The organism is Spirillospora sp. NPDC029432 (genome assembly GCF_040703975.1).
Classification (GTDB): domain Bacteria; phylum Actinomycetota; class Actinomycetes; order Streptosporangiales; family Streptosporangiaceae; genus Spirillospora.
In genome coordinates this window covers 1-14,290 of the sequence record NZ_JBEZWH010000070.1, presented here as the reverse complement: position 1 = coordinate 14,290, position 14,290 = coordinate 1, and the positions used below count along the sequence as shown (strand labels likewise).

Below are 14,290 nucleotides of genomic sequence, written 5' to 3'. Positions count from 1 at the left end.
ACCACGGGGGCCGTCGTGTCGTTGCTCGAGGTGATCGCACTGACCGCGGCGGACGCGCGCGCCGCCGAGGAGGGCGGTGCCGGCCGGATCGAGGTCGTCGCCGACATGGCCGCCGACGGCCTCACCCCCGATCCCGACGTGGTCGCCGAGATGCGCGCGGCCACCTCGCTGCCGCTGCGGGTGATGCTGCGCGCCAACCCCGGGTTCCGGACGACCGTGCACGAGCTGGACCGGCTGCGCCGGGTCGCCGAGCTGCACCGGGAGGCCGGCGCGGACGGGTTCGTGTTCGGCTTCCTGGACCCGCTCGGCGCGATCGACGCGGGCGCGGCCGGCAAGCTGGCGGCCGAGGTGGCGCCGCTGCCCTGGACGTTCCACCGCGCGGTCGACCACGCCGCCGACCCGGCGGCCGGCTGGCGGGCCGTCCGGGAGCTGGGCGCGGGGGCCGACGGGTCCGGCCCGGACGCGGTGCTGACCGCCGGCTCGCCGCGCGGAGTGGACGCCGGGGTGGACGCGCTGGTCCGGCGGGCCGCCGAGGGCCCGGCCGCGGCCTCGATGATCATGGCCGGGGGCGGGCTGCGCCGCAAGCACGTGGCGCTGCTCGCCGCCGCCGGGGTGACCTCGTTCCACGTGGGCACCGCCGTCCGCCCGGACGGGTCCTGGGACGCGCCGGTGGACGCCCGCCTCGTCCGCGAGTGGCGCTCCCTCGTCGCCGCGGCCGCGGGCGCCTGACCCCCTTGATCCCGCCGTTCCGGCGGACCCGGCCGCGGTGCGCCATGGCGGCGTAGGCCCCGGGCGCGTGTCCTATTAGAGTCGGTTCATGCGGATCCACGTGGTGAGCGACGTCCATGGCCGCGCGGACGCCCTCAAGAGCGCGGGGGACGGGGCGGACGCGCTGATCTGCCTGGGCGACCTGATCCTCTTCATCGACTACTCCGACCACGGCCAGGGCATCTTCGCCGAGCTGTTCGGCCAGGAGAACGCCGACCGGTTCATCGAGCTGCGCACGCTCAAGCGCTTCGACGAGGCCCGCGCCTTCTCGCGGGGGCTGTGGGAGTCGCTGGAGGGCGGCGCCTGGCCGCACATCCAGAAGGCCGTCCGGCGCCAGTACGCCGAGCTGTTCGCCGCCATGCCGGCGCCCGCGTACCTCACGTACGGCAACGTGGACGTCCCGAGCATGTGGGCCGAGCACCTGCGCGAGGGGCACACGGTCCTGGACGGCGAGACGACCGAGATCGGCGGGCTGCGCTTCGGCTTCGTCGGCGGCGGCCTCAAGACCGAGTACCGGACCCCGTACGAGCTGAGCGACGAGGACTACGCGGCCAAGGTCGCGGCGGTCGGCGCGGTCGACGTGCTCTGCTGCCACATCCCGCCCGCCGTGCCGGAACTGCTGTACGACACCGTCGCCCGCAGGTTCGAGCGGGGGAGCGAGGCGCTGCTGGAGGCGATCCGCGAGACGCAGCCCCGGTACGCGCTGTTCGGGCACGTCCACCAGCCGCTCGCGCGGCGGATGCGAATCGGTCGCACCGAATGCGTGAACGTGGGGCATTTCCGGGGCAGCGGAGTTCCCTACGTGCTGTCGCTGTGACGGATACTTCTCTGAGGACGACATCCCGAACGGTCGCGCAGAAGGGCAGAGCATCGATGGCGGACCGCACGAGTTCTTCCATCACGATCCGGTCCGGGAAGGCCGAGATCATGGCCGTGATCGCCGATCTCGAGGCGTACCCGGAGTGGGCCAGCGGGATCAAGGACTTCAGCGTGCAGGAGACCGGCGCGGACGGCCGCGCCCGCCGCGCCACGCTCACCTTCGACGGCGGCCCGTTCAGCGACACCGTCGGGCTGCTGTACGACTGGGGCGGCGACGACCGGGTGAGCTGGGAGCTGGTCGACAAGGGCAGCGTGGTCACCGGGCTGCACGGGTCGTACTCCCTGGAGGAGGCCGCCGGCGGCACGGTGGTGACCTACGAGCTGGCCGTGGACGTCCGCGTCCCCATGATCGGGATGGTCAAGCGCAAGGCCGAGAAGCGGATCACCGACTCGGCGCTCAAGGGGCTCAAGCGACACGTGGAGGCGTGAGCGCTATCCTGCCCCGGGCACGCGGGGTGGCGGTGCGGTTGCGTCCCGCCGACGGATGGACAATGGTCTCATGAACGAGCAGTCGGGCGATCTCCTCGACGAGGCGGTCAAGCTCTTCGAGACGCTGCGCAGGCGGATGGGCGAGGCGGGCGGCCGTTCCGGCGACACCGCTTCCGATGACGCCGGTTCGGATGACGCCGGGACGGGCGGCGACGTGTGGAGCCGCGCGGTGGCCGCGGAACCCGGCGAGGGCGCCGGGGAGCGCGCGGCGCCCCCGCGGATCGCGACCGGCGCCCCCGAATGCCTCGACTGCCCCGTCTGCCGCGCCATCGCCGTGGCCCGCGAGACCGGGCCGGGCGTGCGCGCGCACGTGCGGGAGGCCGGGCGGTCGCTGGCGGCGGCCGCGTTCGACGTGGCCGCGGCCTTCGATCGGACCGGCCGCGCATGGCGCGCCGGGCAGCCGGGGCACGCGGGGCATACCGGGCACACGGGGCACGCTCAGGGCACCGGGCAGGACGAGGGCTCCGCGAGGCGCCGCGAGGAGGAGGAAGCGTAGATGACCCTGACCATCGGCGTTGACGTAGGGGGCACCAAGGTCGCCGCGGGTGTGGTCGACGACCGGGGGCGGATACTCGAGAAGGTCCGCCGGCCCACCCCCTCGACCGACCCCGAGGAGACCGCGTCCGTCATCGCCGAGGTCGTCGACCTGCTCAAGGGCAAGTACGCGGACGTGGCGGCGGTCGGGCTGGGCAGCGCCGGGTTCGTCGACCAGACCCGTTCCACGGTGCTGTTCGCGCCGAACCTCGCCTGGCGGGACGAGCCGATCAAGAAGAAGGTCGAGAGCCTGGTCGGGCTGCCCGTCGTGGTCGAGAACGACGGCAACGCCACGGCCTGGGGCGAGGCCCGCTTCGGCGCGGGCCGCGACCACGACTTCATCGTGCTGATCACGCTCGGCACCGGCATCGGCGGCGGGATCATCATCGGCGGCGAGCTCTACCGCGGCCGGTTCGGGATCGGCGCCGAGGTCGGCCACTTCCGGGTCGTCCCGGACGGCCGCCGCTGCGGCTGCGGCAACCGCGGCTGCTGGGAGCAGTACGCCAGCGGCAACGCGCTCGTGCACGAGGCCCGCGAGCTGGCGCGGGTGGCGCCCGCGATGGCCGGCCGGCTGCTGGAGCTGGGCGACGGCCGTCCCGAGGGCATCAGCGGCCCCGAGGTGAGCCAGGCCGCCCGCGAGGGCGACCCGGCCGCGCTGGAGTGCTTCCGCACGGTGGCGCAGTGGGCGGGCCAGGGGATGGCCGACCTGACCGCGGTCCTGGACCCGGGGGCGTTCATCATCGGCGGCGGCCTGTCCGACGCGGGCGACCTGCTCCTGGAGCCCGCCCGCACCGCGTTCGAGAACGCCCTCACCGGCCGCGGCCACCGCCCGCTGCCGGACATCCGCATCGCCGAGCTGGGCTCGGCCGCCGGCATCGTCGGCGCCGCCGACCTCGCCCGCATCTGACCGGGCCCGTGACGCCCGTACGGGTGCTGAGCTACAACATCCGGTCGCTGCGGGACGACCCGGCGGCGGTCGCGCGGGTGGTGCGCGGGCCGCGCCCCGACGTGGTGTGCCTCCAGGAGGTCCCGCGCTTCCTCGGGTGGCGGCTGAAGCGGCGCCGGCTGGCCCGCGCCGGCGGGCTGGCGGTCGCCTCGGGGCGGCGCGCGGCCGGGCTCGCCGTCCTGCACGGCCCGCGCGCCCGGGTGCTGCACCGCGAGTACCGCCTGCTGTCGCGCGTTCCGGGGCTGCACCGCCGCGGGCTGGCGGTCGCCGTCCTGGAGTTCGGCGCGGGGGAGGGCGCGGCCCGGCTGATCGCCGCGAGCACCCATCTGGACCTGCGGGACGGGCCGCGCCGCGCGCACGCCGCCGAGATCGTCGAGCTGCTCGGCCGGGTCCGCGCCGCGTACCCGGCCCCGGTGGTGCTGGCCGGCGACGTCAACGAGGAGCCGGGCGGCGCGGCCTGGACGCTGCTGTGCGGGCCCTTCCGGGACGCGTACGCCGCCGCGCCGGTGGGCGGCGCGGCGACGTTCCCGGCGCGGGCGCCGCGGCGGCGGATCGACGGGATCTTCACGAGCCCCGAGATCGGGGTGTCGGCCTGCGGCGTGCCCGTCGGACACGACGGACACGACGGACACGACGGACACGGTGAAGCCGGAGAGGCGGACGCGGCCGCGGACCACGTCCGGGCGTCCGACCACCGGCCGCTGCTGGCCGAGCTCGCGCTGCCCTAGACGACGGCGCCGTCGTCGCCGTCGCGCGGCTCGTCGCCCATCCGCAGCACCAGCGTGACGAACCCGCCGATGAACGCGGCGACCGCGAGGAAGGCGGCCCAGCCGGGCACCTCCCAGTCGAGGATCACCGTGAGGAGCAGGTAGAGCGGCCCGCCGACCAGCGCGACCCAGGCGCCCTTGGTGAGCGGGTCGGCGGCCGGCAGCGGCGGCGGGGGCGGCGGGACGTAGTGCCCGTCCTCGTCCTCCTCGTCCTCCTCGCCCTCCTTGCCGGCGGCCGGGGCCTCCTCGTCGTCCTCACCGAACTTGATCACCCGGGCGCGGGGGAGGCGGCCGGTGCGGTCGTCGCCCTCGCGGGGCGGCCGGCGCGGCTCGGGCTCGTCGATGTTCTCCTGGTCGGGCCAGGGCACTCGGTCGCCCTCGGGCACCGCGTCGAAACCGGCGACGATCTCGGCCCAGATGGCGTCCTCGTCGAGCTTCTCCACGTCCGGCCCGGTCCCGCCGGCGGCCTCGCCGCCCGCGGCCGGCGGCTCGGAGTCGCGGGGAGAGGGGTCCCCGGCGTCGGGATCGCGGCGGTCCGGATCGCGCGCGTCCAGGTCGCGCAGCTCGGCGTCGCGCAGTTCGGCATCGTGCAGGTCGGCGTCGCGGAGGTCGAGGTCGCGCAGGTCGAGGTCGCGGCGCTCGTCGCGCAGCCGGGACAGGTGCGACCGCAGGATGTCCTCGGCGGCCGGCTTCATCTCGACGTCGACGTACAGCCGGTCCAGGACGTCCCGGGCGGCGGCCGCCTCCTCCGCCAGGCCGGCCAGCTCGCCCGGTGTGGCGGCGTACGCGGCCACCCCCGCCTCGCCCAGCGCGGTGAGCATGACGTCGGCCAGATGCGGGGCGAGGTCGACCAGCGGCGCGTAGGTGTCCGCTGAGAGTCCATTGCCACGGCGATTCACGGGGCCGGCTCCTTCGTCGACTCCGGCGTGACCGACAGCACCGGCATGACGGCCTCCGCTCCCCCATAGACGTGTGCGCCCGCGCGCGCCCGCAACGGGCCGCCCGCGGGGGGCGGCGACATTCCAGGACGCCACGGAACGTGTGTCCCACGGTATTCGCTGCGCCGCCCGGAACAAGCCCTTGGAGCGCACCCGATCGCGATTCCCTGCGCTGAGCCTACGTTCATACCATCCCCGCCGGGGCCGCGGTGTGGGCAGGCGGGCCGGGGGATGGGAAGATGTCGCATCATCCCCCGTTCGTCGGAGTGTTTCGGTAGGCGCGGCCGCAGGTGGGCGCGGCCGGAGGAAGACAGAAAAGGTGTCGGCATGCTCTGGTTCTGGATCCTGCTCCGGATCGTCCTCTCGCCCATCATGTACCTCCTGTGGCGCCCGCGGAACTCCGGCATGCGCAACGTCCCCAAGCGCGGCCCGGCCCTCATGGTCAGCAACCACCTGTCGTTCGCCGACCACTTCTTCGGCCCGCTGCCGCTGATGAGGCCGATCTTCTTCATCGGCAAGGAGGACTACTTCACCGGCAAGGGGATCAAGGGGCTGCTCAGCAAGGCGTTCTTCACCGGCGTGGGGGTCGTGCCGGTGGACCGCACCGGCGGTTCGGCCGCCGAGGCCGCGCTGGAGACCGGGCTGCGCATCCTGCGCGAGGGCAAGCTGCTCGGCATCTACCCCGAGGGCACCCGCGTCCCCGACAACCGGCTCTACCGCGGCAAGACGGGCGTGGCGCGGCTGGCGCTGAAGTCGCGGGTGCCGGTGATCCCGATGGCCATGATCAACACATTCGAGCTGATGCCGTCCGGGCAGCCGTACCCGCGGCTGGGCGTGCGGCCGGGCGTGCGGTTCGGCCGCCCGCTGGACTTCTCCCGCTACTACGGCCAGGAGAACGACCGCGAGGTGCTCCGCAAGATCACCGACGAGATCATGGAGGCGATCCGGGAGCTGTCCGGCCAGGAGTACGTCGACCGGTACGCCGCCGAGGTCAAGGCCGAGCTGGCGGGCAAGGAGCCCCGCCCGGTCGACGAGGACGAGTGAGCCGCGCGGGCACCGCCCGGGGCTGACGCCATGGGACTGGAAGCGGCGCTCTGGCGCGCGGTCGCCGTCTACCGGTTCGCGGCGCTGGCGTACGCGGCCGTACTGATCGTCCGCAACTCCGGGGGCTACGAGCACCCGGCCGGCGGGTGGGCGGTGCTGGCCGTCATGGTGGCCTGGACGTTCGCCGCCACCTACCTGTTCGCCAACCCGCGCCGGCGCGGCTGGCCGCTGCTGACCGCGGACCTGGCGGTCGCCGCCGGCTGCATGCTGGCGACCGTCTGGGTGGAGACCGCCGCCAACCTGGCGGGCGGCCGCGCGACGCTGACCGCCTCCTGGGTGGCCTCGGTGGTGCTGTCGTGGGCCGTCGCGGGCGGGAAGCGGTACGGCCTGTCGGCCGCGCTGGCCCTGGGCCTGGCCAACATCCTGGTGCACGTGGCGGCCGGGACGCTGCACCGCCTCCAGGGGCCCGGCTCCAGCACGTTCAACGGGATCGTGCTGCTCGGCCTGGCCGGGCTGGCGGGCGGGCACGTGGTGAAGCTGGCCCTGCAGGCCGAGGCGCGGCTGGCGCGGGCGGTGGAGCTGGAGGCCGCGACGCGGGAGCGCGAGCGGCTGGCCCGCCACATCCACGACTCGACGCTGCAGGTGCTGGCGATGGTGCACCGGCGCGGCGGCGAGATCGGCGGCGAGGCGGCCGAGCTGGGCCGGATGGCGGGGGAGCAGGAGGCCGCGCTGCGCACCCTGATCGGCATCGGGGGCGGCAGCGTCCCGCCGCCCCGGCCCGGCGGGGCGGAAGAGGGCGCCGAGGCGGACCTGCGGCCGATGCTGGACGCCCACGCCTCCCCGCTCGTCACCGTCTCCACCCCGGCCACGCCCGTGCGGCTGCCGCGGCACGCGGCCGAGGAGGTCGGCGCGGCGGTCGCGGCGGCGCTCGGCAACGTCCGCGCGCACTGCCCCGCCGGCACCCGCACCTGGGTCCTGGTCGAGGACGACGGCGCCGGGCAGATCACGGTCAGCGTCCGCGACGACGGCCCCGGCATGCCGAAGGAGCGGCTGGCGGAGGCCGCCGCGGCGGGCCGGCTCGGCGTCGCGCAGTCGATCCAGGGCCGGATCCGCGACCTCGGCGGCACGGTCTCCGTCGTCTCCGCGCCCGGCCAGGGCACCGAGATCGAGATGACGGTCCCCGGCGCCAGGGCCCGCTAGGGCGCGCGCTCATCACGCCCCGGTCCCGGTTGGAGCACACGGGCGCTTCGCCGCCCAGGTCGGCCTACGCTGTGGGCGTGAACGAATCCTCCGGTACGCCGCTCAGGGTGATGGTGGTGGACGACCACCCGATGTGGCGCGACGCCGTGGCGCGCGACCTGGCCGAGGCCGGGCACGAGGTGGTCGCCACGGCCGGCGAGGGGAAGGCCGCGGTCCGCATCGCCGCGGCGGCCCGCCCGCAGGTGGCCGTCGTCGACCTCCAGCTGCCCGACATCGGCGGCGTCGAGGTGACCCGCCACCTGGTCGCCGCCGACCCGCCCGTCCGGGTCCTGGTGCTGTCGGCCAGCGGCGAGCAGCAGGACGTGCTCGACGCGGTCAAGGCGGGCGCGACCGGCTACCTGCTCAAGTCGGCCGGGCGCGAGGAGTTCCTCGACGCGGTCCGCCGCACCGGCGACGGCGACGCCGTCTTCACCCCCGGCCTGGCCGGGCTGGTGCTGGGCGAGTACCGCCGGCTGGCCGCCGCGCCGCGCGCCGACGACGGCGCCCCGCGGCTGACCGAGCGCGAGACCGAGGTGCTGCGGCTGGTCGCGAAGGGGCTGACGTACAAGCAGATCGCCGAGCGTCTCGTGCTCTCCCACCGCACCGTCCAGAACCACGTCCAGAACACCCTCGGCAAGCTCCAGCTCCACAACCGCGTGGAGCTGGTCCGCTACGCGATCGAGAAGGGCCTGGACCAGGAGTAGCCGCCCCGTCCTGAACCCGCCCGGCCGTTGCGGCGTCTGAGCGACAAAAGGACACTGAGGACGGGAGCGCGATGGGAGACGACTTCTGGACCGCCGCGCTGGCGGCGGTCGCGGTGCACTTCCTGGTCGGCCTGCTGCCGCTGGCCGGGCTGCTGGGCGCCCGGCGGCGGGTCCGGCGGGGGAGCCGGCCGCCGCGCGCGCCGCACCCGTACGAGATCGCCTACATGCACGGCGGCGGCCGGCACGCGATCGCCGCCTCGCTGACGGCCGTGCGGCTGGACGGCGCCGTCGACGTCCACGCCGACGGCCGGCTCGTGGCGACCCCGCGCGCGGGCGGCGGCCCGCCGGCCGCGGAGATGCCGCTGGACGCCGCGGTCTTCGGCGCGATCGCCGGCGGGCGGGCGCGCACCCTGGCCGAGCTGACGACCGAGCCGGGCGTGCGGGCGGAGATCGACCGGCTGCGCGACGGGCTGGCCGCGCTGGGTCTGGTGGTCGCGCCGACCGGGCGGACCCAGATGAGGGCGCTGCAGTGGATCGTCCGCGGCTGGTGCGCGCTCGGCTTCGCCGTCTTCGTCATCGCGGAGGTCTACAGCGGCTTCCCCCGGATCGTGCTGGTGCTCGCGGCGCTGATCGGGCTGTTCTTCGCGTCCGAGATGCTCGGTGCGGGGAAGGAGCTGACGGACGAGGGCGAGCTGGCGCTGGAGGCGGCCCGGACCGCCAACGCCCATCTAAACCCCGCGTACACGCCCTCCTACAGCGGCCTGCCCCCCGGCGCGGTCCTGATGGGCGTGGCCCTGTTCGGGACGGCGGCGCTGATGGCCTTCGACCCGCTGTTCGCCCACTCCGCCGGGCTGGGCCGCTACCTGGAGCTGACCGGCGTCTCGACCGCGTCCGGCGGCCACGGCGGCTCGTCGTGCTCGGCGTCGGCCTCGGTGTGCTCGTCCGGCTCGTGCGGCGGGGGGTCGAGCTGCGGAGGCGGCGGATCGGGCGGCGGTGGCGGCGGCTGCGGCGGTGGGGGCGGCGGTGGGGGCGGCGGTGGCGGAGGCGGCTGCGGGGGAGGCGGCTGATGAACCCGCCCGAGCTCGGAGTCGGGATCGGCTGGCGGCCGGAGATCGCCGGTTTCGTGGCCGCGCTGCCCGGGCTGCGCTTCACCGAGGTCATCGCCGAGTCCGTGCATCCCGCGCATCCCGCGCCCGCCCTGCTGGAGCTGCGCGGGCGCGGCGCGGCGGTCGTCCCGCACGGGGTGCGGCTCTCGCTCGGCGGCGCCGAGCCGGTGGCCGCCGAGCGGGTCGCGCACCTGGCCGCCTGCGCCGAGGCCCTGGGCGCGCCGCTGGTCAGCGAGCACGTCGCGTTCGTCCGGGCGGGCGGGATCGAGGCCGGGCACCTGCTGCCCGTGCCGCGCACCCGTGCCGCGCTGGACGCGCTCACCGCCAACATCCGCCGCACCCAGGACGGGCTGCCCGTACCGCTGGCCGTCGAGCCCATCGCCGCCCTCTTCGACTGGCCGGACGCCGAGTACGAGGAGGGCGACTTCCTGACCGAGCTGGTGGAACGCACCGGCGCGTTCCTGCTCCTCGACGTCGCCAACGTGTACGCCAACGCCCGCAACCGCGGCGCGGACCCCGCCGCCCTGCTCGACCGGCTGCCGCTCGACCGCGTCGCGTACTGCCACGTCGCCGGCGGCGCCGAGGCGGGCGGCCGCTACCACGACACCCACACCGCGCCCGTGCCGCGCGAGGTCCTGGAGCTGATCGGGGAGCTGTGCGCGCGGCACCGCCCGCCCGGGTTCCTGCTGGAACGCGACGGCCGCTACCCTCCCGCCGCCGAGCTCACGGCCGAGCTGGACGCGATCGCCGCCGCCGCCGGCCTGGCGGCCGTCACGTGACCGCCCCGCCCGATCCCCCCGACGGCCCCGGCCCGTACGACCCTGGTCTGGCGGCGGCGCAGGAGGCGCTCGTCCGCGCCATGACGGCGGGCGGGCCGATGCCGGCCGGGTTCGACGCCGCGGCCGTCCGGGCCGCCGCGCACGGCATCCTCCTCAAGCGCGCGGGCGAGGTGGAGCGCGCCTGGCCCGGGCTGGCCGCGTCGTACGGGACGGGCTGGCGCGGCGCGTTCAGCGAGTGGGCGCGGGAGCGGCCGACCCGCGGGTCGTTCCGGGACGGATGGGACTTCGCGCGGGCGCACCGGGACGGGCTCGCCCCGGCGGCGGCGCGGGAACTGGCCCTGGCGGAGGTGCGGTGGTCCTATGACGGGACGGGCGCGCCGCGCCCCCGGCGGGCCGCCGTGCGGCGCGTTCCCGGCGGGTTGGCCGTGCAGGTCCTCGGCCGTGTCCGGGAAGTTGCCACGGCGGGTGCGCGACGGGCTATGGTCTAGACCAATAGGGCGCGCGCGGCCGGAGGGCGAATGCCCTGTGTGACCGTGCGCGCACCGCTAGTCTTGGCCGCGTGAGATCGAGGGAGGAGCCCGGTGTCTGCTGAGGGAGAGGGCATGCGCGTCGGAGTGCTGACCGGGGGCGGCGACTGCCCCGGACTGAACGCCGTCATCCGCGCCGTGGTGCGCAAGGGCGTGCAGGTCTTCGGGTACGAGTTCGTCGGCTTCCGGGCGGGCTGGCGCGGCCCGCTGGAGGGCGACACCATGGCCCTCGACGTGGAGGCGGTGCGCGGCATCCTGCCGCGCGGCGGCACCATCCTCGGCTCGTCCCGGACCAACCCGATCAAGGTGGACGGCGGGATCGAGCGGATCAAGGACAACCTCGCCGGGCTCGGCGTGGACGCGCTGATCGCCATCGGCGGCGAGGACACCCTCGGCGTGGCCCGCGAGCTGTACACCAACGGCGTCAACGTGGTCGGCGTCCCGAAGACCATCGACAACGACCTCAACGCCACCGACTACACCTTCGGCTTCGACACCGCCGTCGGCGTGGCGATGGAGGCCATCGACCGCCTGCACACCACCGCCGAGAGCCACCACCGGGCGCTGATCTGCGAGGTCATGGGCCGGCACGCGGGCTGGATCGCGCTGCACGCCGGGATGGCCGCGGGCGCCAACGTGATCCTCATCCCCGAGCAGCCGTTCGACATCGACAAGGTCGTCGCCTACGTCGAGAGCCGGTTCAAGACCCGGTACGCGCCGATCATCGTGGTGTCCGAGGGCGCCCACCCGGTCGACGGCCAGATGGAGCTCCAGACCGGCGAGAAGGACGCGTTCGGCCACGTCCGGCTGGGCGGCATCGGGCAGCGGCTGGCCGACGAGATCGAGCGGCGCACCGGCAAGGAGGCCCGGGCCACCGTGCTCGGCCACATCCAGCGCGGCGGCACGCCCACCGCGTTCGACCGGGTCCTGGCCACCCGGTTCGGCCTCCAGGCGATCGACGCGGTCCGCGACGGCGACTACGGCAAGATGGTCGCGCTGCGCGGCACCGACATCGTCCGCGTCGGGCTCGACGAGGCGACCAAGGAGCTCAAGACCGTCCCGGTCGAGCGCTACGCCGAGGCCGAGGTCTTCTTCGGCTGACCGCCGGGCCTCCTTCCTGGGGGAACGGCCGGCCGCGGCGGGGAACAGCTTTACCGGTCGCGGCGTTGCGGTCTGTGGGTCACACTAGAGACCCGCCCCGTTCGTGTTCCCCCAGGAGGATCCCGCATGACCACGCTCGACGCCGCGCCCGCCCCCGTCACCGAGCGGGCGCCGGCTCAGGCACCGGTCGACGGCGAGCCGTGCGTGCTGCTCAAGCTGGGCGAGGTCGTCCTCAAGGGCAAGAACCGCGAGCAGTTCGAGCGGCGGCTGGCCGACAACGTCCGGCTCGCGGTCCGCCCGATCGCCCGGGTGGACGTGATCCGCCGGCACGGCGTGATGATCGTCCGTACCAAGGACGCCACCGTCGAGAAGATCGACGCCCTGGCCGCGCGGATCGGCGACGTCATGGGCATCGTCTGGGCGCACCGCGCCTGGCGGGTCGGCAAGGACGTGGAGAGCGTCGAGCGCGCCGCCCTGGAGCTGATGGCCGGCCGCGAGGGCACGTTCGCGGTCCGCTCCCGCCGCCGCGACAAGCGCTTCCCGCTCACCTCCACCGAGCTCGACCGCAGGATCGGCGCGAGCATCGCCGTCAAGTACGGCCTCGGGGTGCGGCTGAAGAACCCCGACCACACCCTCTCGATCGAGATCGACCGGGACGAGGCGTTCGTCTACTCCGGCGGGCTCCCGGGCCAGGGCGGCCTCCCGGTCGGGATGAGCGGCCGCGGCCTGGTGCTGATGTCGGGCGGCATCGACTCGCCCGTCGCCGCGTACCGGATGATGCGCCGCGGGCTGCGGGTCGACTACCTGCACTTCTCCGGGATGCCGTTCACCGGCCCGGAGTCGATCTACAAGGCGTACGCGCTGGTCCGCGAGCTGGACAAGTTCCAGGGCGGGTCCCGGCTGTTCGTGGTGCCGTTCGGCAAGGCCCAGCAGCAGATCAAGTCGTCGGGCGCCGACCGGCTCGCGGTCATCGCGCAGCGCCGGCTGATGCTGCGCACCGGCGAGCTGGTCGCCCGCCGGCTGCGCGGCGCCACACTGATCACCGGCGACGCGCTCGGCCAGGTCAGCAGCCAGACGCTCACCAACATCACCGCGCTGGACGACGCGGTCGAGCTGCCGATCATGCGCCCGCTGATCGGCATGGACAAGACCGAGATCATGGACCAGGCGCGCCGGATCCGGACGCTGACGATCTCCGAGCTGCCCGACGAGGACTGCTGCTCGATGCTGGCCCCGCGCCGCGCCGAGACCCGCGCGAAGATCGACGACCTGCGGAGGATCGAGAAGCGGCTGGACGTGGAGGAGCTGGCCGAGCAGCTGGCCGAGTCCGTCCAGGAGCACCGCCCCGTCTACGGCGACGCTTAGCGTTCACCGCCTGACCCGGCCGTACGCGCGTCGGTTGATCAGCGGGGGTCGGCGTCGCCGGGCCGGGGCGGCTCGGGTCCGTCCGGGCCCATCAGGGTGAGGCGTTCCAGCCGGACGATCCGGAACCGCCGGCCCACCACCGCGATCCCGTTCGGCCGGCCCGCGCCGGACATCAGCGCGGCGGCCTCGGCGTAGTCGGCCAGCTCAGCCTCGCCCGGCCGCTCGATCGCCGGGACGACGTGCCGGAAGTAGGTGGCGAGCGCGTCGCGCGCCTGCTGGGGAGTGTCGTGCAGCCGGCCGACCGGCCGCCACCGCCCCTGGGAACGTTCCGCCACCGTGAACGCCGGGGCCAGCTGCACCGGCGTCAGGAACGACTCCGACGGCTCCGTGCCCGCCCTCGCGGCGGCGTCCAGCAGCTGGCACAGCAGCTCGGCGGTCGCCAGGTCGGGCGTGTCCTGCCCGTCGCCGAGCAGGTCGTACGGGCGGTGCCGGGGGAGCCGGCGGTCGGCGGGATGCGGATCGTAGTCGGTGGGCCGGGGCGGCTCGGGGCCGTCCGGGCCGGTCCGGACGAGCTGCTCGATCCGGATGACGCGGAAGTGCCGGCCGTCCACCGCCAGCTCGTCGACCGGCTCCAGCCGCAGCCGCTCCACGGCACCCGGCAGGGCGCCGGCGCCGGGCGCGGGGCCGTCCTCCAGATGGTCGGCCAGCAGCTCGCGGGCGCCCTGCGGCAGCGGATCGCAGGGGCAGACGACCTGCCAGCCGCCCGGCACGCGCTCGGCCGCGGTGAACAGCGCGCCGACCGCGACCAGCTCGGGGTAGGCCGCGATGGAGCGGCAGGCGTCGGCGAGCATCACGGCCGCGACGGGGTCGACGCCGTCCAGGTCCTCGGGGAAAAGTCGCCCGCCGGCGTCCCCGTCGCCCGTTGTCATGCCGGACATCATCCTCGTCATGCTCCGCGCTGCCCAGTGGTTCAGACCAATTTTCCGTTCCCGTTATCCGCGCCCGGCGGCCCGGACGAGGACCGGCCGCGCCGGATCGACGTGCGGTTCTGGCGGGCGCCGGTGGAGATCCTCGGCACCGAGCGGGTCGAGGGGCTGCGGGTGG

The 14,290-nt window shown here is 75.1% G+C and carries 16 protein-coding genes; 14 read left to right on the top strand and 2 right to left on the bottom strand.

What is annotated here, in order from left to right; all coding sequences use genetic code 11:
• Positions 1 to 15: 15 nt before the first annotated feature.
• The 6 genes from AB0881_RS34745 (at position 16) to AB0881_RS34720 (ending at position 4,344) form a co-directional block, all read left to right on the top strand.
• A complete protein-coding gene (locus AB0881_RS34745) occupies positions 16 to 729 on the top strand; it encodes a copper homeostasis protein CutC (RefSeq protein WP_366623996.1) in 714 nt (237 codons plus the stop codon).
• An 88-nt stretch (positions 730 to 817) separates the two neighbouring features.
• A complete protein-coding gene (locus AB0881_RS34740; protein WP_366623994.1) occupies positions 818 to 1,585 on the top strand; it encodes a metallophosphoesterase in 768 nt (255 codons plus the stop codon).
• A 56-nt stretch (positions 1,586 to 1,641) separates the two neighbouring features.
• Entirely contained in the window at positions 1,642 to 2,076 is a 435-nt protein-coding gene (locus AB0881_RS34735; protein ID WP_366623992.1) for an SRPBCC family protein, read from the top strand.
• 70 nt (positions 2,077 to 2,146) lie between these two features.
• Positions 2,147 to 2,632: a hypothetical protein gene (locus tag AB0881_RS34730; protein WP_366623990.1), complete on the top strand. Its 486-nt coding sequence runs from the start codon at positions 2,147 to 2,149 to the stop codon at positions 2,630 to 2,632.
• Positions 2,633 to 3,577, top strand: a complete 945-nt coding sequence (locus AB0881_RS34725) for an ROK family glucokinase (RefSeq protein WP_366623988.1) — start codon at positions 2,633 to 2,635, stop codon at positions 3,575 to 3,577.
• Positions 3,578 to 3,585: 8 nt separating this feature from the next.
• Entirely contained in the window at positions 3,586 to 4,344 is a 759-nt protein-coding gene (locus AB0881_RS34720; protein ID WP_366623986.1) for an endonuclease/exonuclease/phosphatase family protein, read from the top strand.
• On the opposite strand, the gene AB0881_RS34715 is transcribed toward AB0881_RS34720, so the two are convergent.
• On the bottom strand, positions 4,341 to 5,282 hold the full coding sequence (locus AB0881_RS34715; RefSeq protein WP_366623984.1) for a hypothetical protein: 942 nt from the start codon (positions 5,280 to 5,282) through the stop codon (positions 4,341 to 4,343). The genes AB0881_RS34720 and AB0881_RS34715 overlap by 4 nt on opposite strands.
• A 366-nt stretch (positions 5,283 to 5,648) precedes the next feature.
• Between AB0881_RS34715 and AB0881_RS34710 the strand changes: the two genes are divergently transcribed.
• From AB0881_RS34710 to thiI, 8 genes are all read left to right on the top strand, one after another.
• The gene (locus AB0881_RS34710) at positions 5,649 to 6,365 is read left to right on the top strand and encodes a lysophospholipid acyltransferase family protein (protein ID WP_366623982.1); all 717 of its coding nucleotides are present in this window, start codon (positions 5,649 to 5,651) and stop codon (positions 6,363 to 6,365) included.
• A gap of 30 nt (positions 6,366 to 6,395) precedes the next feature.
• Positions 6,396 to 7,565: a DUF5931 domain-containing protein gene (locus AB0881_RS34705; RefSeq protein ID WP_366623980.1), complete on the top strand. Its 1,170-nt coding sequence runs from the start codon at positions 6,396 to 6,398 to the stop codon at positions 7,563 to 7,565.
• Positions 7,566 to 7,675: 110 nt separating this feature from the next.
• A complete protein-coding gene (locus AB0881_RS34700) occupies positions 7,676 to 8,308 on the top strand; it encodes a response regulator transcription factor (RefSeq protein WP_366624042.1) in 633 nt (210 codons plus the stop codon).
• A gap of 71 nt (positions 8,309 to 8,379) precedes the next feature.
• Entirely contained in the window at positions 8,380 to 9,375 is a 996-nt protein-coding gene (locus tag AB0881_RS34695; protein ID WP_366623978.1) for a TIGR04222 domain-containing membrane protein, read from the top strand.
• A complete protein-coding gene (locus AB0881_RS34690) occupies positions 9,375 to 10,193 on the top strand; it encodes a DUF692 domain-containing protein (RefSeq protein WP_366623976.1) in 819 nt (272 codons plus the stop codon). The genes AB0881_RS34695 and AB0881_RS34690 overlap by 1 nt, the downstream gene beginning before the upstream one ends.
• On the top strand, positions 10,190 to 10,681 hold the full coding sequence (locus AB0881_RS34685; RefSeq protein WP_366623974.1) for a hypothetical protein: 492 nt from the start codon (positions 10,190 to 10,192) through the stop codon (positions 10,679 to 10,681). The genes AB0881_RS34690 and AB0881_RS34685 overlap by 4 nt, the downstream gene beginning before the upstream one ends.
• A gap of 114 nt (positions 10,682 to 10,795) precedes the next feature.
• Positions 10,796 to 11,821 carry a 6-phosphofructokinase gene (locus AB0881_RS34680; protein ID WP_366624040.1) on the top strand — a complete coding sequence of 342 codons (1,026 nt, stop codon included), beginning with the start codon at positions 10,796 to 10,798 and terminating at the stop codon, positions 11,819 to 11,821.
• Positions 11,822 to 11,947: 126 nt separating this feature from the next.
• Entirely contained in the window at positions 11,948 to 13,186 is a 1,239-nt protein-coding gene (gene thiI / locus AB0881_RS34675; protein WP_366623972.1) for a tRNA uracil 4-sulfurtransferase ThiI, read from the top strand.
• Between the two features lie 38 nt (positions 13,187 to 13,224).
• Here the strand turns inward: thiI and AB0881_RS34670 are convergent, their stop codons facing one another.
• Complete coding sequence (locus AB0881_RS34670; RefSeq protein WP_366623970.1) at positions 13,225 to 14,115, bottom strand: DUF5954 family protein; 891 nt, start codon at positions 14,113 to 14,115, stop codon at positions 13,225 to 13,227.
• Positions 14,116 to 14,290 lie beyond the last annotated feature (175 nt).